This window comes from Tabrizicola sp. (assembly GCF_030373185.1).
Lineage (GTDB): Bacteria > Pseudomonadota > Alphaproteobacteria > Rhodobacterales > Rhodobacteraceae > Tabrizicola.
Map to the genome: position 1 here is coordinate 500,960 of NZ_JAUCZH010000004.1, position 23,396 is coordinate 524,355.

Genomic DNA, 23,396 nt, shown 5'->3' on the forward strand with positions numbered 1-23,396 from the left:
ACCCCAGAGGTTGTTTGCGCCGTTAGAACACAAGGCGCGGCACAACGGAACCGGGCATGTGATCTTGGACTGCAGCTTCGGCAGGGATGCCTGAAAGATCGGCGGAACCCGTCCGGGCAGGTTTGGGCCGGGCAGGTTTGGGCGACCGATGCCAGCACCCGCCAGGATCACTCAGGGCAGGGGGGGCAGCGGTCTTCAGGCCTTTTCCAGTTCAAAGGCGTCATGCAACGCCTGAACCGCGAGTTCCATATACTTGCGGTCGATCAACACCGAGATCTTGATCTCGGACGTGGCGATGACCTTGATGTTCACGTTCTCGGCGGCCAGGGCGGCAAACATCCGGGCGGCGACGCCGACCTGACTGCGCATGCCGATGCCCACGACCGAGACCTTGGCGACATCGGTATCCTCGACCAGTTCGTCATAGGAAATGCTGCCGGTCGCGCGGGCCTCTTCCATCGCCTTGCGGGCGCGGGCGACCTGATTGACCGGGACCGAAAAGGTCATGTCGGTGGTCGCGCCACTGTGGCCCGCCGCCGTTTCCGAGATATTCTGGACAATCATGTCCACGTTCACCCCCGCCTCGGCCAGCGGCCCGAAGATTGCACTGGCAACCCCGGGGCGGTCGGCCACCCGGATCAGCGTCATCTTTGCTTCATCCCGGCTGTAGGCGACGCCGGACACAACTTTCGATTCCATGATTTCATCCTCGTCGCAGACCAGGGTTCCAGAGGTTTCGTCCGTATCCTCGAACGAAGACAGCACACGCAGCCGCACCTTGTAGCGCATCGCCAGTTCGACCGAGCGGGTTTGCAGGACCTTGGCGCCAAGCGACGCAAGTTCAAGCATTTCCTCGAAGGCAATCTTGTCAAGCTTGCGGGCCTTGGGGCTGATGCGGGGGTCGGTGGTATAGACGCCATCGACATCGGTGTAGATGTCGCAACGTTCGGCCCCGAAAGCGGCGGCGAAGGCGACAGCGGTGGTGTCGGACCCGCCACGGCCAAGGGTGGTGATCCGGCCTTCGGGCGAGACGCCCTGAAAGCCCGCGACAACGGCAACCTTGAAGCCTTCGGCGAACTTCGCGTCCATATTGGCCCGGGGAATGTCGACAAACCGCGCTGCGGCATGGGCCGAGGTGGTCTGGATCGGCACCTGCCAGCCCTGCCATGACCGCGCCGGGATGTCCATTTCCTGCAAGGTCAGCGCCATCAGACCCGCAGTCACATTCTCGCCCGAAGAGACCACGGCGTCATATTCGCGCGCATCGTAAAGCGGCGAGGTGCTTTCGACCCAGCCCACCAACTCGTTGGTCTTGCCCGACATGGCACTGACGATGACGATCACGTCATAGCCGCGTTCCACCTCGGTCTTGACCTTGGCGGCGGCGTTCTTGATCCGCGAAAGGTCGGCCACCGAAGTGCCGCCGAATTTCATCACCAGAAGCGGCATGGTCCCCCCCATGAGCCGTCCAATTCGGGCTGTCCCGATCCGCGCGTGTCTTATGCAAGGCCTGCGTTGGGCGCAAGACCCCGGTGGACACCGAATGGAGCGCTGGCGCGCACGGCTTTCCCCTCGCCTCTGCGCGCAGGCGCGCAACCGGCTCGGACGATGGGGGCATTTTGCCCCCAAACCCACTGAGAGTATTTCTGAAAAGAGCAAGTCGATTGCGCTTTTTGCAAATACTCCGGGGAGCTCGAGGGGCTGGCCCCTCGTCAGCCGAGAAGGAGCGGCACGCGACGACGAGAGGAAAGGCTTGTGCGGAACGCGTGCAATCTGGTCAGAGCGCGCGCCAGCCGATGTCGCGGCGGCAGAACCCTCCCGGCCAGTCGATGGCGTCGACCATGGCATAGGCGGCCTTCTGTGCGTCAGCCAGCGTCGCGCCCCGCGCGGTCACGTTCAGCACGCGACCACCTGCGGCGATGGTGCTGCCGTCGCGTTCGGCGGTGCCGGCGTGAAACACCATGTGTCTGCTGTCTTCGGGCAGCTCTTCAAGGCCGCGGATCTGGCTGCCCTTGGCGTAAGGACCGGGATAGCCGTTCGCGGCCATCACCACGGTCAGGGCGTGGTCATCGGCCCAGTTCACCTGTGCCTCGGCCAGCCGGCCCTCGGCGCAGGCCAGCATCAGGTCCAGCGCCTGCGCCCCGAGGCGCAGCATCAGAACCTGCGTTTCGGGGTCGCCGAAGCGGGCGTTGTATTCCACCAGACGGGCGCGGCCGTTCTCTATCATCAGGCCTGCGTAAAGGACGCCCTGATAGGGGGTGCCACGGCGGGCCATCTCGGCAATGGTTGGCAGCACAATCTCGTCCATTGCCTGTTTCTGGACGGCTTCGGTCAGCACGGGGGCGGGGGAATAGGCCCCCATGCCGCCCGTGTTGGGCCCGGTGTCGCCATCACCCACGCGCTTGTGGTCTTGTGCGGTGCCGATCGGCAGGGCGCTGATCCCGTCGGTCAGCACGAAGAAGCTGGCCTCTTCGCCGGTCATGAAGTCCTCGATCACCACTTCGGCCCCGGCCGCACCGAATTCGCCGCTGAACATGTCGTCGATCGCGGCAAGGGCTTCGGCTTCGCTCAGCGCCACGATCACGCCCTTGCCCGCTGCCAGACCGTCGGCCTTGACCACGATGGGCGCGCCCTTGGCGGCGATATAGGCGCGGGCGGGGGCGGCTTCGGTAAAGCGGGCGTAACCTGCGGTGGGGGCGGCGCAGGCGTCACAGATTTCCTTGGTGAAGGCCTTTGACGCCTCAAGTCGGGCCGCAGCCGCCGAGGGGCCAAAGGTCAGAAGTCCCGCCGCGCGGCAAGCATCGGCCACGCCTGCGGCAAGGGGGGCTTCGGGGCCGATGATCACGAAGTCGATGGCGTTCTCGGCGCAAAAGGTCACCACTGCGGCACCATCGAGGATGTCGAGGTCCGCCACCTCGGCCAGTTGGGCCACGCCGGCATTGCCGGGGGCCACGATCAGCCGGTCGGTCTTGGGGTTCTGCTTTACCGCCCAGGCCAGCGCGTGTTCCCGCCCGCCAGAGCCAAGGATCAGAATATTCATGGGCGCGTCCCCCGCTTGGCCTTTTCTGTTGCGCGTCATAGGGTCGGGGCGAACGGAGGGCAAGCATGGACCTGATCGACGACTCGGCCCCGCAGGGCAGCCAGCCCACGGGCAACCAGCCCGAATACACCGTGTCAGAGCTTTCTGGTGCGGTTAAGCGGGTGATCGAGGGGGAATTTGGCCTTGTCCGCGTCCGCGGTGAGGTGGGGCGGGTCAGCCGCCCGGCCTCAGGGCATCTTTACTTTGACCTCAAGGATGATCGGGCCGTCATAGCCGCGATCAGCTGGAAGGGTCAGGTCGCCCGGATGCAGGTGCGCCCCGAGGAGGGGATGGAAGTCGTGGCCACCGGCCGGATGACCACCTTTCCCGGCCAGTCGAAATATCAGCTGATCGTTGATGATGTGGCCCCGGCGGGGGCGGGTGCCTTGATGGCCATGCTGGAAAAGCGCAAGGCGGCCCTGGCGGCGGAAGGGGTGTTTGATGCCGCGCGCAAGAAGCCGATTCCCTATCTGCCAAAGGTGATCGGCGTCGTGACCTCGCCTTCGGGCGCGGTGATCCGCGATATCCTGCACCGGTTGCGCGACCGCTTTGCCCGGCATGTGCTGATCTGGCCGGTCGCGGTGCAGGGGCAGGATTGCGCGGCGCAGGTGGCGGCGGCGATCAAGGGCTTCAATGCGATTGCGCCCGGTGGCCCGATCCCGCGGCCCGATGTGCTGATCGTGGCGCGGGGCGGTGGCAGTCTTGAAGACCTTTGGGGCTTCAACGAGGAAATCGTGGTCCGCGCGGCGGCAGCGTCTGACATCCCGCTGATCAGTGCCGTCGGGCATGAGACCGACACCACGCTGATCGACCATGCCGCCGATCTGCGCGCGCCGACCCCCACGGCGGCGGCGGAACTGGCGGTGCCGGTGCGGCTGGAACTGCTGGCGACGCTGGACGCGCTGGGCGCAAGGCTGACGCGGGGGGTTGTGCAGGGTGTGACCACGCGCGGCCAGCGCTTGCGCGATCTGGGGCGGGCGTTGCCCCGCCTGGAAACGCTGCTTGCCACGCCACGCCAGCGGCTTGACGCGGCGACCACGCGGCTGTCGGCGGGTCTGGGGCTGGCGGTGGCGCGCAAGCGCGGCGGGTTTGACCGGGTGGCCGGGCGGATGCAGCCGGTGCTGTTGCGCGGGGTGCTGGTGCGGCAGGGTGACCTGCTGACAGGTCGGGGCGAGCTTCTGGACCGGGTGCTGCGCGACCGGCTGGAACGGCGGCGGGGCAGACTTGATGATGTTGCGGCGCGGCTGGCCCCGGCCTTGGCGCGGATGCTGGGTGACGCGGCACGGCGTACGGGCGAGGGGCAGGCGCGGCTTGCCGCCTTGTCGGACCGGCTTGACGCGGCTCCCGCAGGCCGGCTGGCGCGGCTCTCGGACCGGCTGGAGGCGCTGGACCGCATGCGCCTGACGCTGGGCTACGCACAAACGCTGAAGCGCGGTTATGCAGTGGTGCGGGGCGATGGGGCGGTGATCACCGGAAAGGCTGCGGCAGAGCGCGCGACCGCGCTTGAGATCGAGTTTCAGGATGGCCGCATCAGCCTTGCCGGGCGCGGACCAAAGCGGCCAAAAGGCGATACTGGGGGCGGGCAGGGCAGTCTGTTCTGAGGCTTCGGTTTCGGTCAAGCGGGGCTATGCCCTCAGGCCCCAAGGAAGCCTTCGCAGGTCACGAAATCCTGTGACGGGTAAAGCAGGATCGGGTCGCTGTCCCGGTCGCCGTTCAGCCAGCCCATCAGCCAGCCGCCCCGGTCATGATAGGTCCAGCAATGCGGCAAGGGGTCACCGATATAGTCGAAACAGATCATCTCGCCTTCCGGTCGCCAGCGGCCTTCCAGACATTGCGACGCATCGCGCCAGATTGCGCGGCGGCCGGGCAGGAAGGTTTCCACCCCGTAGATTCCGCCTGAATCATGAGTGTCCATTGTCTTGCCTTCGACAATCGCCTCGAAAGCTTCGGCGGTCAGCGGCGGGTCGGTTTCGGCCACGGCCACGCAGGGCAGGGCGGCGAGGCATAGCGAAGCAAGGCAGCCACGCAACTTACACCCCCACATCGGGGCCGGGGCAGGCCAGCGGCTTGTCGGTGCTGTCCACCTCATAGAGTTCGGCCCCCGGCTGGCTGTCGACGGACAGCGCCGCCAGGGCGCCGCCCTCCATCCAGAAGGTCCAGCAATGCGGGGTCGGGTCGTATTCATAGACAAAACAGATCGCGCTGCCTTGCGGATACCAACTGCCATACTGGCACTGGTTTTCAGCGACACTCCACCGGACTTGCCGCCCTGGCAGATATTCCTCGATCCCGAAAAGGGTGCCGAACTGGCTGTAGGTCAGGGTCTTGCCGGTGACATGGGCCTCGAATTCTTCGGCGGCAAGCGGGGTCTGCGCCGAGGCTGAGGCGGTTGTGGCCAGAACGGCAAGGCAAAGGCACGCGGCACGGCCATGTGGGACAAATCGCATTCGGTCAGACACCCACATCCGGGCCGGCGCAGGGCAGCGGCCCGCCATCGCGGGACGATTCCAGGATCTCCCAGCCGCCGCCTTCGCCCATGTAGCGCCCCCGGATCCGGCCATCCTCCAGGAAGTACAGCCAGCATGCCGGGGTCAGGTCATTTTCATAGGCAAAGCAGATTTCGTCGCCCTGCTGATACCATTCGCCATAGATGCAAAGGTCACCGTCAAACGCCCAGCGGACCTTGCGGCCTTGCAGATATTCCTCGGTCCCGAACAGGCCGTTGCCGTAGTCGTAGGTAATGATCTCTCCGGTCGTGTTCGCCTCGAATTCGGCCCCGGTCATCGGGGTTTCGGCAAGGGCCGGGGTGGTGGCAAGGATCAAGGCGGCAATCAAGGGTCGCATCAATGGCTCCGGTCAAGGCGTGGGGGCGACAGTGCCAGAGGTGACCGGCGAATTCCAGTCAAGGTGCCGTGTCCTTGGCGGGGGCAGGCGATGGCCGCCACTTTGCCAGATGGGGCCGGATCGCACGACGCCAAAGGCGCGGGCTAAGCGCCATCGCACAGGCAAGGGGCAGGGGCCATGGCAGGCGTGGGGCCTCGTCTTCTGGCGGCAGGCGCAGGGCGGGGAAGGGGCGCGAGGGGTTGGCATGATGGTCGGAGTGGCGCGGCGCGTTCAGCATCAGTGCCGAGGAAAACCAATGCGCCGTGTTCCAGCTGTGTTTCGGCCCGACAGGTTCCAGCCGCCCGTCCGGCCTTGTGGCGCGGGTCAGGCCGTAATGCTGGACATAATCCGACAACAGGATCTGGCTTTGGGCATGGAGCGCCAGTCCGACCCAGACCGCTAGGCCCGGCAGTCCCGCGATCATCATGGCCAAAGCCAGCGCCACCACGCTGCCCGCCAGATAGACCGCAAACGGGTGCGGCGTCGGCCATGATCCAGACCAACTGGACCGGGCGCGCAGGTCGGTTTCGGCCTGCATGCCTTGGACAAAGCTGCCGCGCCACGCGCGCAGGGCAAACCGGTAGAAACCTTCCCCGGCCCTGGCGGTGTTGGGGTCTTGCGGGCTGGCGACATGGCGGTGATGTACCAGCCGATGCGCCGAGACGTGCTGGCCGAACAGAAGCGAGACATAGACCGCAGCCCCGAGCCGGAAGAGTTCACGCCGGGGGCGGTGGATCAGTTCATGCGCGGCGGGATGGGCGACCTGTCCGAACCAGAACCCGGCGGCAAGGAACAACAGCACCCGTTCAAGCGCCGACAGCCCGCTGTCGCCCGCGATGGCCCAGACCGCCACCGGCAGCGCTGCCAGTTGCCCCAGCGCCACGCTGACCAGCAGCGCGTCGGCGGCGGGAAACTCGGCCCCTTCGGCGGAGCCGGACGTCAACGGGATCAACTGATCCAGCACCAGCGTCAGAACGGCCATGTAAAGGAACGCCAGCCACAGCCAGAGGCCGCCTTGCATGGCCCCAAGACCAATCAGCGGCAGCGGCAGCAGCGCCACGACTGCAAAGGCGGCGACGGGAAATGGTGGTAACGGGCGGGTATGGTCAGTCATCTGCCAAGGGTAGCACGCGCACATTGCCCCGCCAGCCCCGAGATTGCCGCAGGTCGGGCTTGCAACCCTTACAACGCTGCGCCAAAGCGATTAGATGTTGTATCGGGCAGCAGGAGACCGACGGGATGTCCTTTTTCAAGAAACTCAAGGACAAATTGTTCCGGTCCTCGGACAAGATCGGCGAAGGACTTGAGGCGCTGGTCGCTGATGGCGTCGATGCAGAGGTATCCGGGCAGGACGACAGGCCTTCCGACAGCGTTGGCGAGGTGGACATCCATGCTGCCCCGCCTGAAAGCGCACCAGCGAGCGGGTCGGCAAGCGCGCCTGCCGCAGCGCCACCCGCGCCAGCGACCACAGGAACTGCCGAACCCAAACCAGAACCCAAACCCGGCCTGCTTGGCCGCATCCTTGGCCGTAGCGAAGAGCCGCGCCGGGTGCTGGATGACGCGATGCTGGAAAGCCTTGAGGAATTGCTCATTCAGGCGGACATGGGGGTGGATACCGCGGTCCGGGTGACGGCAAACATTGCTGAAGGGCGGTTTGGCAGGAAGATTTCCACCTCGGAGCTGCGCGACGCGCTGGCGGCGGAAGTGGCGCGGATCATGACCCCGGTCGCGCGGCCGCTGCCGCTTTATCCGCAAAAGCCGCAGGTTGTGCTGGTGGTGGGGGTGAACGGGTCGGGCAAGACCACCACGATCGGCAAGCTGGCCAGCCAGTTCAAGGCGGCGGGCAAGACGGTGGTGATTGCCGCCGGCGATACGTTCCGCGCGGCGGCGGTGGAACAGTTGCAGATCTGGGGAACACGGGCAGGGGTTCCGGTCCTGACCGCGCCCGAAGGATCCGACCCGGCCTCGCTGGCCTTCGATGCGCTGACCAAGGCGCGGGAAGATGGCGCGGACCTTTTGATGATCGACACCGCAGGCCGCTTGCAGAACCGGCAAGATCTGATGGAAGAGCTGGCCAAGATCGTTCGCGTCATCCGCAAGGTCGATCCGACAGCGCCGCACAACACCCTGTTGGTCCTTGATGCCACCACCGGCCAGAATGCGCTGCTGCAAGTAGAGATCTTCCGCAAGATCGCCGATGTGTCGGGGCTGGTCATGACCAAGCTGGACGGCACGGCCAAGGGCGGGGTTCTGGTGGCCCTGGCCGACAAGTTCGGCCTGCCGATCCACGCAATCGGTGTGGGCGAGCAGATCGACGATCTTGCCCCCTTCGACCCCGAAGACTTTGCCCGCGCGCTGGTCGGAGCAGGGGCGTGATCCGCAGGATTTCGGCGCTGACCTTTCCTTAAGGCCCGGATCAGTCATGTGCCGGACAATTGTGCCGGACAATACGGTCTGTTCTGAACTCTCTGCCTTTCTGATGGGCTATGCGATGAACGGGGTGCCTGATATGCTGGCACATGCGGCCTCTGTGCTGGACGGAGGGGCGCTTGATATCGGATGGCCCCATGCGGATGCGCCTTGACGCCTTGCTTGTCTGCCTTGGCCTGTCGCTGCCAGCGGGGGCTGAAACGGGACCGGCGGACTGTGCCGCACTGGTCGCGGCGGTGCAGACTGTCAGCGGTTACGCCGTGACGGCCCCGCCCGCCGGTGCAGACGCGGGGTGGTGTGTTCTGGACCGGGCGGTGCTGCGGGCCGCTTCCGGGTCTGAGGTAGCGCCCGAGTTTTCGGCCGAAGGCCTGCGCCTTCGGGGGACAGAGGCCAAGGGTGTTGCGGTATCGCTTGAGGTGCAGGTGACGGGCCTGCGGCTTCGATCCAAGGCGGGCGTGCAGGCTGGGGAGGACCGGCTGCGCACGATCTTCCGGCTTCAATCGGCAGACATTGGACTGCGTGTCATACTGAACCCCGCGACCGACACGCTGGAAATCCGCGAGGGATTGCTGCGTCTGTCCGGGGGAACCGAGCTTGTGCTGTCCGCCGACATCAAGGGGGGCGGCTTGACGCTGGCCTCGCTTGCCGGTGGAAGACTGACCGCACTGGACCTTGAATGGCGCAACGACGGGCGACTGCCCCGCCCGTTGATGGAACTGGCGGGCCAGCGTCTTCCGGCCGCACCGAATGGCACCGGGTCCGTCGAAGCAGCGCGGTTGGCCCTTGGCGACCTGATTGCCACCTTGCCCGAGACGGTCCTTTCTGGCGATGACCGGGCGGCGCTGGCACGGATGGTCGCCTCGTTGCCGCAGGGCCGGGGCCGGTTGCGGCTATCGCTGACGGCCAGCGAAGGGATCGGTGCGGCACGGCTTCTGGTGGCGGGGCTGTCGGAAGACCCCCGCGGTGCGGCCGCACTTGAAAGGCTTCTGTCCGGGGTGCGCCTGACGGCGGCATGGCGGCCGGGTTTGGCCCCCTGACGGCAGGAAACCGACTCGCCGCCTTGATCCGGGGGCGGTTTCGCGCCACATGACAGGGCGGGGCCGTTATCTGGCCGCGCAATTGTCAGGGAAGGACCGGCATCAGTCATGGCCGAACGCAAGATAAATCCGGTGATCAAGCAGGCGCTGGAACTGGGGCCGACGCTGGTCTTCTTCGTGATCTACATGTGGATCAAGGATGAAACCTATCTGCTGGGCGGCGTCGAGTATTCGGGCTTCATTGTGTCAGCCGTGATTCTCGTACCGCTGCTTTTGGCCTCAATTGCGGCGCTGTGGTGGCTGACGGGCAGTCTGAGCCGGATGCAGATCTTCGTCGCGGTGATGGTGATCTTCTTTGGCGGGCTGACCGCATGGTTCAACGACGAAAGCTTCTTCAAGATGAAGACGACGATCGTCTACGGCACCTTCGCCGTGATCCTTGGCACGGGACTTTTGCGCGGTGTCAGCCTGCTGCAATGGGTGATGGCCGAGGCTTTGCCCATGAAACCAGAGGGTTGGATGATCCTGACCCGTCGGCTTGCGCTGATGTTCACCGCCCTTGCGGTTGCGAACGAGGCGATCTGGCGCACGCAAAGCACTGAGCTTTGGGTCAAGCTGGAGACGTTCGCCATGCCCGTGGCACTGTTCGTTTTCCTGATGGTGCAGATCACGATGCTGAACCGCTACATGATCGAACCGCCGGAAGACGGATCGTGATGCATTGCGCGGGATTGCCTCGCAACGGTCGGGTTCCTGCCCCAGCGCTGCCTTGATCCGCCGTTAACCCTTGTGACGAGCTTGAAGGGGTTCGTCATGTATCGTCATCCATTTGACCTTGTTCGCCTGTTCCTGAGCCTGTTTCAGGACATGCCGCCCCTGTCTCGCAGCCTCTATGTTCCGGGCGCGGTGCTTCTTGTGGGTTATCCTGTCCTGTCGGTGCTGCTTGGCCCCGATCATGATGGGCAGGCGTTCGTGACCGCCTTTCTTGCGGCTTTGGCGGTGCGGATTGCCATGGGGTTCGAAGGCATGGTGCGCCGGATGCTGACACGCTATTCGCCTGTGCAGACTGCGATGCTGGCTTTCCTGTTTGCGGGCCTGCCGCTTTTGGTGCTGGTGGGGGCGGACGATCCGCTCTGGTGCCAGCGGATGCAAAGCGCGTTTTATGTGGCGATTGGCGGGGTCTTCCTGATGGATGTCGTGAAGGGCCGCACCGCCACGGCCGCAAGTTTCTGGCCGTCTGCCGAAATGCATGACCATCTGCCGAACCTGACCCGGATGATGGTGGTCTACAACTTCAGCTTCCTTCTGCTGAACGAAACCATGATCCACGCGGTTGATGCATCGCATTGGCTGATGTTCTGGGCGGTGCTGCCGGTGCTGGGCCACATGGTTCTGCGCGCGCTGGTCCTTACGGTCATCAATCTGGATGACGACGGTCAACCGGTCTGAGGCCAACCGGTCTGAGGCCAACCCGTCTGAGGTCAACCCGTCCGTAACGGCCCTCGCAAGGCCTGACTGACGACCCGGAAATTGATTTACCGCCTTACGCCTGATCGGCTGGACATCTGTCCATTGCCGCTCGCGCCCAATTACCCGCGCATCACCACACCCGGCCGCGTGGCTTGACCCCGCCCGGCACGGGGCGTATGCACCTTCCGTGGCGCTTTGTTACCGGATTGCGGGCCACGTTAAACAAGCCGCTAAAGAGGTGAAGGGCAATGGCCCCGGCACCTTCTGGTTTGCCGGGGTTTTTTCTTGGCCGGGGGGCCGAAACGATGACGAAAGACTGGAAGACCCGCACAAGCCTTGTGCATGAAGGCAGCCGCCGCAGCCAGTATGGCGAGATGGCCGAGGCGATCTTCCTGACGCAGGGTTTCGTCTACCCGACCGCCGAAGCCGCCGAGGCGCGTTTCGTCAAGGCGGGTGAGGACGAGTTCATCTATGCCCGCTATGGCAACCCCACGACCCGGATGTTCGAAGAGCGCATCGCGGCTTTGGAGGGGACAGAAGACGCCTTTGCCACCGCAAGCGGCATGGCCGCAGTATCGGGTGCCTTGATGTCCTGCCTGCGGGCGGGGGATCATGTGGTGTCGGCGCGGGCGCTGTTCGGGTCTTGCCTTTACGTTCTGGAAGAGGTGCTTGGGCGGTTTGGCGTGCGGATCACCTTCGTCGATGGCGCTGACCTTGACCAATGGCGCAGCGCCGTGACGCCGGGGACAAAGGCGGTGTTCTTTGAATCCATGTCGAACCCGGCGCTGGAACTGGTGGATATCCGCAGCGTCAGCGAGATTGCCCACAAGGCCGGCGCATTGGTGATCTGCGACAACGTCTTTGCCACCCCGATCTTTTCGCGCGCCGTCGAACAGGGGGCCGATGTGGTGGTCTATTCCACCACCAAGCACATTGACGGGCAGGGCCGCGCGCTGGGCGGCGTGGTCTGCGGCACGAAGGACTTTGTTCGCAAGGTGCTGGAACCCTATATGAAACACACCGGCGGCTCGATGAGCCCCTTTACCGCCTGGATGCATCTGAACGGCATGGCGACGCTGGACCTGCGCTGCCGGGCCATGGCCGATACCGCGCTTGCGGTGGCCAAGGCGCTGGAATCGCATCCGAGCGTGTCGAAGGTGATCTACCCCGGTCTGCCCAGCCACCCCCAGCACGCGCTGGCGATGGATCAGATGGGGTCGGGCGGAACCTTGGTGACCTTCGAGGTGGCGGGCGGCAAGGACGCGGCCTTCCGCGTCATGAACGCGCTGGAGATTGCCAAGATTTCCAACAATCTGGGGGACGCCAAGACCATCGCCACCCACCCGGCGACCACAACGCACCAGCGTCTGCCGCAAGACCAGAAGGACGCGCTGGGCATCACGCCCGGGCTGATCCGGCTGTCTTTGGGGCTGGAGGATGTGGGCGACCTGATTGCCGATCTGCATCAGGCGCTGTCTGTAGCCTGATCTGTGGCCTGAAAAGGCTTGCGGTTGGGGCGGCAAGGGTGTTTTCTGTCCATGCTTGTCGCGGACCAGGGTGATCCGGGGGCGGGCTTCCCGCGTATACTTGTCTGAAATTGACGGTAGTGCCGCGAGGCCTGCCTGAACCGAAGGGACTCCCCATGAACATTCACACCCCCGATTTTGACCGCAAGCCTTCGCGTGACGAGGCGGCGGCGGCGCTGGCCGTTTTGCGGCAATGGGCGGGAAAATCTTCTGACGAGGAAATCGCCAAGCTGGATTCGGCCGTGGGCCATCTGGTGCCGGGGCAGGGCTGTCCTGTGCTGTCGCGTGCCTATCCGGCCGCGTTTCGGGCCGATGCAGAGTATCTGGTCTCGCTGCCCGATCTTCAGAACGGTCCGTCCAGCCTGATCCGCGGGGCGAAGGCGCAGATCCAGCATGTAGGGATTTCCAACTTCCGCCTGCCGTTGCGTTACCAGACCCGCGACGGGGGCGAGGTCATGCTGGAAACCAGTGTGACCGGGACCGTCAGCCTTGAGGCGGAAAAGAAGGGCATCAACATGAGCCGCATCATGCGGTCGTTCTATGTGCATGCCGAAAAGCAGTTCTCTTTCGCCGTGGTCGAAGCGGCGCTCGATGACTACATCGCCGACCTTGGCAGCTTTGATGCCCGTATCCAGCTGCGCCTGTCTTACCCGATGCGTGTGCCGTCGCTGCGGTCGGGACTGTCGGGCTGGCAGTATTACGATCTGGCGCTGGAGCTGGTGGAACGGGCCGGGGTGCGGACGCGGATCCTGCATCTGGATTATGTCTACAGCTCGACCTGCCCATGCAGTCTGGAACTGAGCGAACATGCCCGGTCGACGCGCGGGCAACTGGCCACGCCACATTCGCAGCGGTCGGTGGCGCGGCTGTCCGTGGTGGTTGCACCGGGGGCGGACCTTTCGGTCGAGGATCTGGTGGAAATCGCCCGGACTGCGGTGGTTACCGAGACGCAGGTCATGGTCAAACGCGAGGATGAACAGGCCTTTGCCGAGTTGAATGCCGCCAACCCGATCTTCGTCGAAGACGCCGCGCGTCTGTTCTGCGAGGGTTTGCGGGCCGATGCCCGGATCGGGGATTTCCGGGTCATTGCCAGCCATCAGGAATCGCTGCACAGCCATGACGCGATCAGCCTGCTGACCGAAGGCGAAACCTTCGCCGCCGACAGTCTTGACCCGCGTCTGTTTCAAAGCCTGATCCACGCGGGCTGAGCCCATGTCGATTGACGCAAGGCCCGGGGCCGCGTAGCCATGCCGCACCATGGTTGACTTCCGCCCCGTCGCCTACGTCATCGGCCGCATTCTGATCGTGCTTGCGATCCTGATGCTTGCCCCGGCTGTCATTGACTGGCGGGCGGGCTTGGACAATGGCGCAGCCTTTGCCGCCGCTGCCGCAATCACCGGGGTGGTCGGCGGTGCGGTGACGCTTGCCACCAGCAATTCGCTGAGCCGGGCGCTGGATACGCGGCAGGCTTATCTGCTGACGGCCTGCATCTGGTTTGTCATCCCGGCCTTTGGCGCGCTGCCCTTCTACATCGGGGCGCCGGGCCTGAGCCTTCAGAACGCATATTTCGAGGCGGTTTCCGGCATCACCACCACCGGGGCGTCGGTGATTTCCGGGCTGGAAAGCCTGCCAACCGGGCTTAATTTGTGGCGAGGGATGCTGAACTGGCTGGGCGGGCTTGGCATCGCCTTTATCGCGATGATCTTCTTGCCGCTGATGCGGATCGGGGGGATGCAATTCTTCCGGACCGAGGGTTTTGACACCTTCGGCAAGGCCTTGCCACGCGCGACCGACATCGCGCGGCAATTGCTGCTGATCTATTCGATCCTGACGGTGCTGATCATGGTGGTCTACAGCATCCTTGGCATGCCCCCGGTCGAGGCGATCGTGCATGGCATGACCACGGTGGCCACCGGTGGCTTTTCGACAAATGACAGCTCGTTTTCCGGCTATGGCCGGTCGATCCAGTATGCCGCCGCTGTCTTCATGTTCCTCGCGAGCCTGCCGTTCATCCGCTATGTGCAACTGGTCAACGGGACCAGCGGTCCCTTGTGGCGCGACGTGCAGGCGCGGGCCTATTTCCGCTGGCTGATGACGGCAGTGCTGATGGCAACCGCATTCCGGATCATGACCTCGGGCGCGTCATGGGAAACGGCGTTTCGCGAAAGCCTGTTCAACCTCACCTCGATCATGTCATCGAGCGGGTTCGGTGTCGGCAATTTTTCGTCATGGGGGGCCTTTGTTCTGGTGATCGCCTATGTGGTGGGCGTGATCGGGGCCTGTTCGGGGTCAACAGCGGCGGGGCTTTCGGTCTTTCGGGTGCAGGTGGCCTTCGCCGCCCTGATCCGTGAGGTGCGCAGGATCGGCAGCCCGTCCAGCGTGGACCCGATCCGCTATGACGGCCGTCCGGTGACCGATGACGTGCTGAACGCGCTGATCCTGTTTCTGTCCAGCTTCATCCTGATCCTAGGCGTGATGAGTGTGGCTATGACCCTTCTTGGCGTCGATTCCGTTTCCGCCCTGTTTGCTGTCTGGACCACGCTTGGCAACGTCGGTTACGGCTTCGGCCCGCTGGTGGAGCGGACGGGAACCTTCATCGACTTCCCGCCGGGGGCCATTGCGATCATGACCCTTTGCATGATCCTTGGCCGGCTGGGCATTCTGGCCATTCTTGTGCTGGTCCTGCCAAGTTTCTGGCGCCGCTAATCCCAGCAGGATACCAGAACGGTCATCCCGCTGCCGGTCTCGGTCAACTCGGCAGGGGGCAGCGCGCCGCCGGGCGAGGCAGGCAGGGGGGCGATGCCGCCGGGGGCAATGATCCGCGCGATTTCGGCGGCCGAGGCGGCAAACTGCACACCTGCGGGCAGTTGCCGGGGGCCTGACGTAGCGGCGGGCAATAGCATCCCGATCACTGCACCCGTCGCGTCCAGAACCGGCCCGCCGGCATCACCTGCAAGGGTTTCGATCGCCAAACGCTTCAGCCCGGTTTCTCCGTTCAGGCCGGTCACGGCTTCAAGGGTGCCGAAGGTCATCACCGGGGCGGGCAGGCGGTCTTCGTAGGAATAGCCCGCGACCATGACTTCGGTCCCGACCCGTTCGGCGCTGAGTTGCAGACGTGCAATCATCCGCGGGGAAAGCGGTGTGGCCGGCGACAGAATCGCAAGGCCGCTGGCTGCGTCGGTCAGGGTCACGCTGGCTTCGGTGGCACGGTCAAGCGTGATCCGTCCGCAGGACGCGACCGCATCGACCGTGGTCAGGACAGTGCCGCTGGCATCGACGAAAAAGCCGGACCGGCTGAAACGCGGCTTGCGTACCTCCAGCCCGGATAGAAGCCCGGCGCGGGCTTCTGCGCCCATCGGCTCCATGCCGGGGTCAAGGGCGCGGGTGCTGTCGGTGGCGAAACTTGCTTCGATAGCTTGCAGGATACGGGCATCACGGTCTTGGTTGCCGGGGGTGGAAATCAGCATCCAGCCCTTGATCAGGCCCCCGCGCAACTCGCCATAAGCGGTGGTCGAGGCAGTGTCCGACCGACCCTCGATGCGGAACTTCCGTTCGTCGCGCGACCGATCGCCGGTCATGGGAACCGATTCCAGCGTCTGAAGAATGTCATACAGCCCGTAAAACGCCGCCTGATCACCGGGCTGCGAGATCAGGATGATCCGCGGAGCGGTCGCATTCCTTGGCCGAAAATGAACGAAGGGCGGTTCGTAGTGGTCAAACTCTACCAGACCAAGCGGCAGAGTGACGGTGATCCCGGCCTCTTGATCCGCTACCGTGGCAAATCCGAAGGCGGCTGTGTCATCGCCATACGCGGCCAGAAGGGCCGCGCGCTGGCGGCTGGTCAGGATGCCGGTCGGGTCAATTCCCTGTGCCGCCTGCCATGCCGACATGGAGTTGCGGGTGCCGGGGCCAAAGGCACCGTCAATCGCGCCGCGATAAAGGCCGAACCACTGCAACGCCGTTTGCAGCGCCTTGCGGTCATCGGCGGTCAGCAGCGCCTCGCTGTCGCGGGCCTCGGTCCGGGTTTCGTCGGGGCTGGCCAGGGCAAGGGGGGCAGGTTCCGGCAGAGCGGCAATTTCGGGCGTGACCGGATCAGGTACCGCGGCGGCCGACCCTGCGGGCGGCCAGTATTGCAGGCCAAAGTCCCGGCTTAGCGCGATAAAACTGTCACCCGGGATCAGACCCTCGCGCTTCAGGCTGCCAAGGCGAAGGGCAGCCTCATCAGCAGGGTAGGGGCCAAGCATGATGCCATACCAGCCGGACCGAAGACGAAACCCGTTGGTGTCCGCAAAGACCGACGCATAGGCCCGGGCGCGGTCTTCGGCCCCGGCAAGGTCTGGCTGCGCCTCGATCTGCAACCAGACACTGGCGTCCTGAGCTTGCACGGGGGCAGACGGGGCAAAGGACAACATGGCGGACAGAAACAGCGCAAGCACGGCAACGGGTTTGAAGATCACGGGAAAATCCTGAACTTTCGGGGTCATTCGGCCTGACATTACGGATCAGGCTGCGCTCGGCAAGGGTCTAACTGGGACGGCCCCGGTCACAATCGCGCAGGTCGGCTGCGGCGCTTTCCGGAATTGACCCTTTGCAGCCCAATGGATAGGGAGAGCGCGACCCTTCTATCCATGCTCTGCCCGAACGGTGCGCCCATGACCGAAGCCACGACGACACCCCGCAGCTTTCAGGAAATCATCCTGCGCCTGCAAGGCTATTGGGCGGCCAAGGGCTGCGCGATCCTGCAACCATATGACATGGAGGTGGGGGCTGGCACCTTCCACCCGGCAACCACCTTGCGCAGCCTTGGCACGAAGCCATGGGCGGCGGCCTATGTTCAGCCCTCACGCCGGCCAACCGACGGGCGTTACGGCGAAAACCCGAACCGGTTGCAGCATTATTACCAGTATCAGGTGATCATCAAACCCTCGCCGCCCGACCTTCAGGAACTCTATCTCGGTTCCCTGGCCGCCATCGGGATTGATCTTGGCGTCCATGACATCCGCTTTGTCGAGGACGACTGGGAAAGCCCGACCCTTGGCGCCTGGGGTCTGGGCTGGGAGGTGTGGTGCGACGGGATGGAGGTCAGCCAGTTCACCTATTTTCAGCAGGTCGGCGGGCATGACTGCAAGCCGGTGTCGGGCGAGCTGACCTATGGGCTGGAACGGTTGGCGATGTATGTGATGGGCGTCGATCATGTGATGGACATGCCCTTCAACGATCCTGACAGCCCGATCCCGCTGAAATACGGCGATGTCTTCCGCCAGACCGAAGAAGAATACAGCCGCCACAACTTTGATCAGGCCGACACGGAAATGCTGTTTCAGCACTTCAAGGACGCCGAGGCCGAATGTGACCGCATCCTTGCCGCCGCCCAGCCCGACAAGGCCGGACGCATCATCGTGATGGCGCATCCGGCCTATGACCAGACGATCAAGGCCAGCCACATCTTCAACCTGCTGGACGCGCGCGGCGTGATCTCTGTCACCGAACGGCAGGCCTATATCGGCCGGGTCCGCGCCTTGGCCAAGAAATGCGCCGATGCCTTCCGGCAGACACCAGCGGGGGCGGATCTGTGAATGTCGGGCGCATTGCAGCGGGGTTTCTGGTGGTGATCGGAGCGCTTGGTGGCGTGGCCATGTGGTATTTGCAGGTCTACGCCTTCTATGAACCCGTGGCCTTCCAGCCCGGACAGGAAATCCGCCTGACGCCGATCATCGGGGCCATGCCCGAGCCGATCCTGGCCGAAGATGTGTCGGGGATCGACAGCGACAGCTCTCCGATCCGGTTCCGGGCCTGCTTTACCACGCCGCTGAGCCTGGCCATGCTGACCGAGACCTATGTCGCCTATGAGGGGCCTGAGCCGCTGGTCGCCCCCGGCTGGTTCGATTGCTTCGATGCCCAGGCCATCGGCACCGCGCTGGAACGGGGAGAGGCGCTGGCCTTCCTGTCAGAAGCGCAGATTCAGCCCGGTGTTGACCGGGTCGTCGCGGTCTTCCCCGATGGCCGGGCCTTCGCCTGGCACCAGTTGAATGACAGCCCCAAGGACTGATCCCATGGCCGACCTGCTGATTGAACTCTTTTCCGAGGAAATCCCCGCCCGGATGCAGGCCCGCGCGCGGGAGGATCTGAAGAAACTCATGACCGACGGTCTGGTCGAGGCGGGGCTGACCTATGCCAGCGCCGGGGCGTTCTCGACGCCGCGCCGGCTGGTCTTGTCGGTGGACGGGTTGACGGCGGAAAGCCGGGCGGTGCGCGAAGAACGCAAGGGGCCGAACACCTCGGCGCCCGCTGCGGCGGTGGAAGGCTTCCTGCGGTCGACCGGGCTGACGCTGGACCAGCTGGAACGCCGCGCCGACAAGAAGGGCGAGGTTTTCTATGCCGTGGTCGAAAAGCCGGGGCGTGCGGCGGCGGCGATCGTGGCCGAAGTGCTGGAAGGCGTGATCCGCAATTTCCCCTGGCCGAAGTCGATGCGCTGGGGCAACGGCGCCTTGCGCTGGGTGCGGCCCTTGCAATCCATCCTCTGCATCCTGACCGATGAGTCCGGCGCCCATGTCGTGCCGCTGACCGTAGACGGGATCGTGGCTGGCAATACCACCGAAGGCCACCGTTTCATGGGGATCGGGCGGTTCACCGTTTCAGGCTTTGACGATTACGCCGTCAAGCTCAAGCGCGCCAAGGTGGTGCTGGACGCGGCCGAGCGTGAGGCGGCGATCTGGCAGGGCGCGCAGAACCTTGCCTTCGCCGCCGGGATGGAAGTGGTGCCGGATGCGGGCCTTTTGGCCGAGGTCGCGGGGCTGGTTGAATGGCCCGTCCCCCTGATGGGTCGGATCGGCGAGGATTTTCTTGGCCTGCCGCCCGAGGTGCTGCAGACCAGCATGAAGGAACACCAGAAGTTCTTCTCGGTGAAGAACCCCAAGACCGGCCGGATCGAGGGCTTTGTCACCGTCGCCAATATCGAGGCGGCGGATGGCGGCGCGGTGATCCTGAAGGGCAACCAGAAGGTGCTGTCGGCGCGGCTTTCCGACGCGAAGTTCTTCTGGGAGAATGACTTGCGGGTGGCGAAGGCGGGAATGGGCGAGTGGGTGGAGGGGCTGAAGGCCGTGACCTTCCACAACAAGCTGGGGTCACAAGCCGAGCGGGTGGAGCGCATCGCGGCGCTCACGCGCGAGATTGCGCCCTTGGTCGGGGCCGTTGCCGACGATGCCGAACGCGCGGCACGGCTTGCCAAACTCGATCTGAGATCTGCCATGGTGGGCGAGTTCCCCGAGTTGCAAGGCGTGATGGGCCGCTATTACGCGCTGGAGGCGGGTGAGAAGGCTGCCGTGGCAGACGCCGCCCGCGACCACTATTCGCCGCTTGGGCCGTCGGACGTGGTGCCGACCGATCCGGTCTCGGTCGCCGTGGCGCTGGCCGACAAGATCGACACGCTGACCGGCTTCTGGGCGATTGACGAAAAGCCGACGGGGTCGAAGGATCCCTACGCGCTGCGGCGGGCGGCGCTGGGGGTGATCCGGTTGGTGGTTGCGAATGGGGTGCGAAGCTCATTGCTTACAATGATCAAGCATGCTGCGAGCCGCCACCCTGAACCGACGAAAGGTTCGTCCGCGTGGGGGGCTAACGAAATTCTAGGCGAAAAAGACTTGGGCTGGTTTGTAGCGCGAGATGCCTTGGAGTTTTTTCACGACCGCCTCAAGGTCACCCTCCGCGACCAGGGCGTGTCGCATGACATCATCGACGCCTGCCTCGCCATGCCCGGCAATGATGACCTCGCCCTCCTCGTCAAGCGCGCGACGGCCCTAGCCGCCACGCTCAAGACCGAAGACGGCGCGAACCTGCTTCAGGGGTTCAAGCGGGCCAACAATATCCTTGCGCAGGCCGAAGCGAAGGATGGGGTCGAATATTCCTACGGTGCCGATATCAAATTTGCCGAAACCGATGAGGAACGCGCGCTGTTTGTCGCCCTTGACGCGGCAGAGGCGACGATCACCCCCGCCATGGCAGCCGAGGATTTTGCCGCCGCAATGGCCGCGATGGCCTCCTTGCGCGCGCCGATTGACGCCTTCTTTACTGCCGTGCAGGTGAACAGTGACAATCCGGTGATCCGGCGCAACCGGTTGAACCTGCTGCACCGGATCCGGGCGGTCTGTTCCGGGGTGGCCGATCTGACGCGGATAGAAGGCTGAACCCCGCCCCGGACATGATCCGGGGCGGGTTCTTCTTTGCCCAAATATTCGTCATAAAGCTGACATGTCAGGCTTGATTGACGGGCCTTTCGGCGTATGCTGCGCCTGAACAAAAGGTGCTGCGGTGCAGAAATACGATCCGATCCCGGAATTTGCACAGGTCAGCCCTTCGGCTGCCATCGCGACAGCTACGCATGGCTGGCGGGCGAAATGCCTGCAACGGCTGGTGCGGCTTGACCTGCCGGTGCCGAAATCCGTGGCGCTGCCAGCGGCGACCGTGCGCGCCATAGCGGCGGGGCATGGGGTGGATGCCTCTGGAATCCTTGACCATTTTGGCGATGGCCCGCTGATATCGGTGCGCCCCAGCCCGGCCAACCCCGATTGGGGCGGCCCGGCCACCATTCTCAACATCGGGCTGAATGCCAAACGCCACGCCCGCCTTGCCGAAACCCATGGCGAGGCGGCGGCGGATGAGTTGTTCCTGCGCTTCATTCAGGCCTATGCGATTCATGTTGCGCGGTTGGACCCGGAAGAATTTGACGGGCTGAAACCCGGCCCCGGCGCGCTGCGCGAGGCGCTGCGGCAATATGAGGTGGAAACCGACGAGCCGTTCCCCGAAGACCCCGCGCGGCAATTGTCCGAAGTGCTGCGCAGCATGGCCCGGGCCTGGGAAGGGACATCGGCGCGCCTGCTGCGTCAGGCCAAGGGCGCCCCGGACGAGGCGGCGCTGGGTCTTGTGGTGCAGGAAATGGCGCAGGGTATCGGGGTCGGCATATCCGGGTCCGGCGTGATCCAGTTTGTCGATCCGGTGACCGGGCAGCGCCAGATCACCGGGCGCTATCTGGGCCAGTCGCAGGGCCGCGACGCGCTGCGGGCGACCAAGGCGCTTTATCTGACGCGTGACCCGCGTGGATCCTCGCTGGAGGAAGTGGCACCGGATATCTTTGCCACGCTGGTGGATTATGGTGCCACCTGCCGCGCCCGGCTGCGCGAAGAGATGCAGATCGAATTTACGGTGGAAGACGGGCGCCTTGCGGTGCTGGATGCGGTCAAGGTGCCGCGCTCGGCCCGGGCGAACCTGCGGATCGCGGTGGCTTTGGCCGAAGACGGGGTGATTCCGCGCGAAGAAGCGGTGATGCGGGTTGAGCCGCGCGCCCTGTCGGAGCTTTTGCACCATCAGGTCGATCCGCGCGGCGCGCGAGATGTGTTTGCACGCGGCATTGCGGCCAGTCCGGGGGCTGCCACTGGGCGTCTGGTGTTTTCATCATCGGCCGCGCAGGCCAGCGCGTCGCGCGGTGAGGCGTGTATCCTTGTGCGTCGCGAAACCTCGCCCGAGGATATTCGCGGCATGCATTCGGCGGCGGCGGTGCTGACCGAACGTGGCGGCATGACCAGCCACGCGGCAGTGATCGCCCGGGGGCTGGGCTTGCCTTGCGTCGTCGGTGCGTCGGACATGCGGCTGGATGCGCGCGACAAAAGGCTGATCGCGTCGGATGGGCGCGTGTTTTGCGAAGGGGATGTCGTCACGCTGGACGGCTCCAAGGGCGAGGCGCTGGCCGGTGTGGCGGAGATGCTGCCTCCGGCGCTGGACGACAGTTTCCGCAGGCTGCTGTCCTGGGCGGATGAGCTGCGCGATATCGGCATTCGCGCCAATGCCGACACGCCCGCCGATGCCGAGACAGCGCGCAAGTTCGAGGCGCAGGGAATCGGTCTGTGCCGGACAGAACACATGTTCTTCGACGAAGACCGTCTGATCGTGATGCGCGAGATGATCTTTGCCGACACGCCCCAGGACCGCGCGGCCGCGTTGGCCAGACTGCTGCCGATGCAGCGGGATGATTTCGTGCAACTCTTTGAGATCATGCAGGGCCTGCCAGTCTGCATTCGTCTGTTCGACCCGCCCTTGCATGAATTCCTGCCGCAGTCGCGTGAAGGCCTGCGGGAACTGGCCGAAGCGCTGGATCGCCCGCTGTCCGAAGTTGTCCGCCGGGCCGAGGCGCTGACCGAGGTCAACCCAATGCTTGGGATGCGAGGTGTGCGGCTGGGCGTGGTCTTGCCGGAAATCTATGACATGCAGGCACAGGCGATCTTCGAAGCCACGCTGGAAAGCGCGCGCCGAGGGGCGCCGGTCGTGCCGGAAATCATGATCCCGCTGGTCTCGGCCCGGCGTGAGGTGGAACTGGTCAAGACCCGGATCGATGCCGTGGCCGCCATGGTTCGCACCAAGGCGGGGGCGAATTTCGATTTCAAGCTGGGCGTGATGGTGGAAACCCCCCGGGCCGCCCTGCGCGCGGGCGACATTGCCCAGCACGCGTCCTTCCTGTCCTTCGGGACCAATGACCTGACGCAGATGACCTATGGGCTGTCGCGCGATGATGCGGGGCGATTCATGAACACCTACGTCCGTCAAGGTGTTTTCCCGGAGGACCCGTTCCACATTCTTGATGTCGACGGGGTGGGAGAGCTGCTGCATATCGGTGCGGAGCGTGGCCGGAAGACCCGGGCTGATCTTACCTTGTCGATTTGCGGTGAACATGGCGGCAACCCGGAATCGATAGAATTTTGCCGGAAGGCAGGGTTCGACTATGTTTCCTGTTCCCCCTATCGGGTGCCAATGGCGCGATTGGCGGCTGCTCATCTTGCGGTTGCAGATCGAAGAAAAATAATTTAAAACAGCATTTTGCGGCATTTAGTTAACTAACCACATGAGGTGCGTCGGCGGGTTCTTGCCGAAATTTTGCCATTATTCGTGTTAATTTTGCAACAGCGGTAGACCGTCCCGGCCCCT

Annotated in this window: 20 protein-coding genes and 1 riboswitch; of the genes, 13 read left to right on the forward strand and 7 right to left on the reverse strand. The window is 64.4% G+C overall.

Translation table 11 applies throughout. The features are described 5' to 3' along the window. Window positions 1–195: 195 nt before the first annotated feature. Both QUV21_RS10710 and purD read right to left on the reverse strand, forming a co-directional pair. Window positions 196–1,449 carry an aspartate kinase gene (locus QUV21_RS10710; protein WP_300854813.1) on the reverse strand — a complete coding sequence of 418 codons (1,254 nt, stop codon included), beginning with the start codon at window positions 1,447–1,449 and terminating at the stop codon, window positions 196–198. 328 nt (window positions 1,450–1,777) lie between these two features. Beyond that, on the reverse strand, window positions 1,778–3,040 hold the full coding sequence (purD, locus tag QUV21_RS10715; RefSeq protein ID WP_300854814.1) for a phosphoribosylamine--glycine ligase: 1,263 nt from the start codon (window positions 3,038–3,040) through the stop codon (window positions 1,778–1,780). 65 nt (window positions 3,041–3,105) lie between these two features. Between purD and xseA the strand changes: the two genes are divergently transcribed. Further along, on the forward strand, window positions 3,106–4,680 hold the full coding sequence (gene xseA / locus QUV21_RS10720; RefSeq protein WP_300854815.1) for an exodeoxyribonuclease VII large subunit: 1,575 nt from the start codon (window positions 3,106–3,108) through the stop codon (window positions 4,678–4,680). Window positions 4,681–4,712: 32 nt separating this feature from the next. Here xseA and QUV21_RS10725 read toward each other — a convergent pair whose 3' ends face one another. From QUV21_RS10725 to QUV21_RS10740, 4 genes are read right to left on the reverse strand one after another with little or no spacing between them, the layout of a single operon-like run. Next, window positions 4,713–5,108 carry a hypothetical protein gene (locus tag QUV21_RS10725; protein WP_300854816.1) on the reverse strand — a complete coding sequence of 132 codons (396 nt, stop codon included), beginning with the start codon at window positions 5,106–5,108 and terminating at the stop codon, window positions 4,713–4,715. A 1-nt stretch (window position 5,109) separates the two neighbouring features. Beyond that, window positions 5,110–5,526 carry a hypothetical protein gene (locus QUV21_RS10730; protein WP_300854817.1) on the reverse strand — a complete coding sequence of 139 codons (417 nt, stop codon included), beginning with the start codon at window positions 5,524–5,526 and terminating at the stop codon, window positions 5,110–5,112. Between the two features lie 4 nt (window positions 5,527–5,530). Beyond that, the gene (locus tag QUV21_RS10735; RefSeq protein WP_300854818.1) at window positions 5,531–5,923 is read right to left on the reverse strand and encodes a hypothetical protein; all 393 of its coding nucleotides are present in this window, start codon (window positions 5,921–5,923) and stop codon (window positions 5,531–5,533) included. A gap of 58 nt (window positions 5,924–5,981) precedes the next feature. Next, window positions 5,982–7,076 carry an alkane 1-monooxygenase gene (locus QUV21_RS10740; protein ID WP_300854819.1) on the reverse strand — a complete coding sequence of 365 codons (1,095 nt, stop codon included), beginning with the start codon at window positions 7,074–7,076 and terminating at the stop codon, window positions 5,982–5,984. Window positions 7,077–7,201: 125 nt separating this feature from the next. On the opposite strand from QUV21_RS10740, the gene ftsY reads away from it, so the two are divergent. The 8 genes from ftsY (at window position 7,202) to QUV21_RS10780 (ending at window position 15,131) form a co-directional block, all read left to right on the forward strand. Continuing rightward, window positions 7,202–8,338 carry a signal recognition particle-docking protein FtsY gene (gene ftsY / locus QUV21_RS10745; protein WP_300854820.1) on the forward strand — a complete coding sequence of 379 codons (1,137 nt, stop codon included), beginning with the start codon at window positions 7,202–7,204 and terminating at the stop codon, window positions 8,336–8,338. A gap of 46 nt (window positions 8,339–8,384) precedes the next feature. Then, a complete protein-coding gene (locus QUV21_RS10750; protein WP_300854821.1) occupies window positions 8,385–8,546 on the forward strand; it encodes a hypothetical protein in 162 nt (53 codons plus the stop codon). After that, entirely contained in the window at window positions 8,530–9,429 is a 900-nt protein-coding gene (locus QUV21_RS10755) for a hypothetical protein (RefSeq protein ID WP_300854823.1), read from the forward strand. The genes QUV21_RS10750 and QUV21_RS10755 overlap by 17 nt, the downstream gene beginning before the upstream one ends. A gap of 108 nt (window positions 9,430–9,537) precedes the next feature. Continuing rightward, entirely contained in the window at window positions 9,538–10,146 is a 609-nt protein-coding gene (locus tag QUV21_RS10760; protein WP_300854824.1) for an inner membrane-spanning protein YciB, read from the forward strand. A gap of 96 nt (window positions 10,147–10,242) precedes the next feature. Continuing rightward, window positions 10,243–10,878 (forward strand): hypothetical protein, encoded by a 636-nt coding sequence (locus QUV21_RS10765; protein ID WP_300854826.1) that lies wholly within the window; start codon window positions 10,243–10,245, stop codon window positions 10,876–10,878. 198 nt (window positions 10,879–11,076) lie between these two features. Beyond that, window positions 11,077–11,154: riboswitch (SAM riboswitch) on the forward strand. A gap of 50 nt (window positions 11,155–11,204) precedes the next feature. Then, window positions 11,205–12,386: an O-succinylhomoserine sulfhydrylase gene (gene metZ, locus QUV21_RS10770; protein ID WP_300854827.1), complete on the forward strand. Its 1,182-nt coding sequence runs from the start codon at window positions 11,205–11,207 to the stop codon at window positions 12,384–12,386. A gap of 155 nt (window positions 12,387–12,541) precedes the next feature. After that, entirely contained in the window at window positions 12,542–13,633 is a 1,092-nt protein-coding gene (gene folE2, locus QUV21_RS10775) for a GTP cyclohydrolase FolE2 (RefSeq protein WP_300854828.1), read from the forward strand. A 49-nt stretch (window positions 13,634–13,682) separates the two neighbouring features. Next, complete coding sequence (locus QUV21_RS10780; RefSeq protein WP_300854830.1) at window positions 13,683–15,131, forward strand: TrkH family potassium uptake protein; 1,449 nt, start codon at window positions 13,683–13,685, stop codon at window positions 15,129–15,131. Here the strand turns inward: QUV21_RS10780 and QUV21_RS10785 are convergent. Beyond that, on the reverse strand, window positions 15,128–16,882 hold the full coding sequence (locus tag QUV21_RS10785) for a serine protease (protein ID WP_300854832.1): 1,755 nt from the start codon (window positions 16,880–16,882) through the stop codon (window positions 15,128–15,130). The two genes, QUV21_RS10780 and QUV21_RS10785, sit on opposite strands and share 4 nt — an antisense overlap. 195 nt (window positions 16,883–17,077) lie before the next feature. Here QUV21_RS10785 and QUV21_RS10790 point away from each other — a divergent pair, with 195 nt between their 5' ends. The 4 genes from QUV21_RS10790 (at window position 17,078) to QUV21_RS10805 (ending at window position 23,279) form a co-directional block, all read left to right on the forward strand. Then, window positions 17,078–18,001, forward strand: a complete 924-nt coding sequence (locus QUV21_RS10790; RefSeq protein ID WP_300854833.1) for a glycine--tRNA ligase subunit alpha — start codon at window positions 17,078–17,080, stop codon at window positions 17,999–18,001. A gap of 59 nt (window positions 18,002–18,060) precedes the next feature. Then, window positions 18,061–18,474, forward strand: coding sequence for a DUF6446 family protein (locus QUV21_RS10795; RefSeq protein ID WP_300854914.1), 414 nt, complete (start codon window positions 18,061–18,063; stop codon window positions 18,472–18,474). Window positions 18,475–18,478: 4 nt separating this feature from the next. After that, window positions 18,479–20,608 carry a glycine--tRNA ligase subunit beta gene (gene glyS / locus QUV21_RS10800; protein ID WP_300854834.1) on the forward strand — a complete coding sequence of 710 codons (2,130 nt, stop codon included), beginning with the start codon at window positions 18,479–18,481 and terminating at the stop codon, window positions 20,606–20,608. A 124-nt stretch (window positions 20,609–20,732) separates the two neighbouring features. Beyond that, window positions 20,733–23,279, forward strand: coding sequence for a putative PEP-binding protein (locus tag QUV21_RS10805; RefSeq protein WP_300854835.1), 2,547 nt, complete (start codon window positions 20,733–20,735; stop codon window positions 23,277–23,279). The last annotated feature ends 117 nt before the right edge of the window (window positions 23,280–23,396 follow it).

What these genes read in the sequence shown, in the direction of transcription:
- QUV21_RS10740 (WP_300854819.1), bottom strand. Translation starts at nt 7,076, where the DNA reads ATGACTGACCATACCCGCCCGTTACCACCATTTCCCGTCGCCGCCTTT.
- QUV21_RS10795 (WP_300854914.1), top strand. Translation starts at nt 18,061, where the DNA reads ATGTGGTATTTGCAGGTCTACGCCTTCTATGAACCCGTGGCCTTCCAG.
- metZ (WP_300854827.1), top strand. Translation starts at nt 11,205, where the DNA reads ATGACGAAAGACTGGAAGACCCGCACAAGCCTTGTGCATGAAGGCAGC.
- folE2 (WP_300854828.1), top strand. Translation starts at nt 12,542, where the DNA reads ATGAACATTCACACCCCCGATTTTGACCGCAAGCCTTCGCGTGACGAG.
- glyS (WP_300854834.1), top strand. Translation starts at nt 18,479, where the DNA reads ATGGCCGACCTGCTGATTGAACTCTTTTCCGAGGAAATCCCCGCCCGG.
- QUV21_RS10760 (WP_300854824.1), top strand. Translation starts at nt 9,538, where the DNA reads ATGGCCGAACGCAAGATAAATCCGGTGATCAAGCAGGCGCTGGAACTG.
- QUV21_RS10750 (WP_300854821.1), top strand. Translation starts at nt 8,385, where the DNA reads ATGTGCCGGACAATTGTGCCGGACAATACGGTCTGTTCTGAACTCTCT.
- QUV21_RS10730 (WP_300854817.1), bottom strand. Translation starts at nt 5,526, where the DNA reads ATGCGATTTGTCCCACATGGCCGTGCCGCGTGCCTTTGCCTTGCCGTT.
- QUV21_RS10735 (WP_300854818.1), bottom strand. Translation starts at nt 5,923, where the DNA reads ATGCGACCCTTGATTGCCGCCTTGATCCTTGCCACCACCCCGGCCCTT.
- purD (WP_300854814.1), bottom strand. Translation starts at nt 3,040, where the DNA reads ATGAATATTCTGATCCTTGGCTCTGGCGGGCGGGAACACGCGCTGGCC.
- QUV21_RS10710 (WP_300854813.1), bottom strand. Translation starts at nt 1,449, where the DNA reads ATGCCGCTTCTGGTGATGAAATTCGGCGGCACTTCGGTGGCCGACCTT.
- xseA (WP_300854815.1), top strand. Translation starts at nt 3,106, where the DNA reads ATGGACCTGATCGACGACTCGGCCCCGCAGGGCAGCCAGCCCACGGGC.
- QUV21_RS10765 (WP_300854826.1), top strand. Translation starts at nt 10,243, where the DNA reads ATGTATCGTCATCCATTTGACCTTGTTCGCCTGTTCCTGAGCCTGTTT.
- ftsY (WP_300854820.1), top strand. Translation starts at nt 7,202, where the DNA reads ATGTCCTTTTTCAAGAAACTCAAGGACAAATTGTTCCGGTCCTCGGAC.
- QUV21_RS10780 (WP_300854830.1), top strand. Translation starts at nt 13,683, where the DNA reads ATGGTTGACTTCCGCCCCGTCGCCTACGTCATCGGCCGCATTCTGATC.
- QUV21_RS10755 (WP_300854823.1), top strand. Translation starts at nt 8,530, where the DNA reads ATGCGGATGCGCCTTGACGCCTTGCTTGTCTGCCTTGGCCTGTCGCTG.
- QUV21_RS10790 (WP_300854833.1), top strand. Translation starts at nt 17,078, where the DNA reads ATGACCGAAGCCACGACGACACCCCGCAGCTTTCAGGAAATCATCCTG.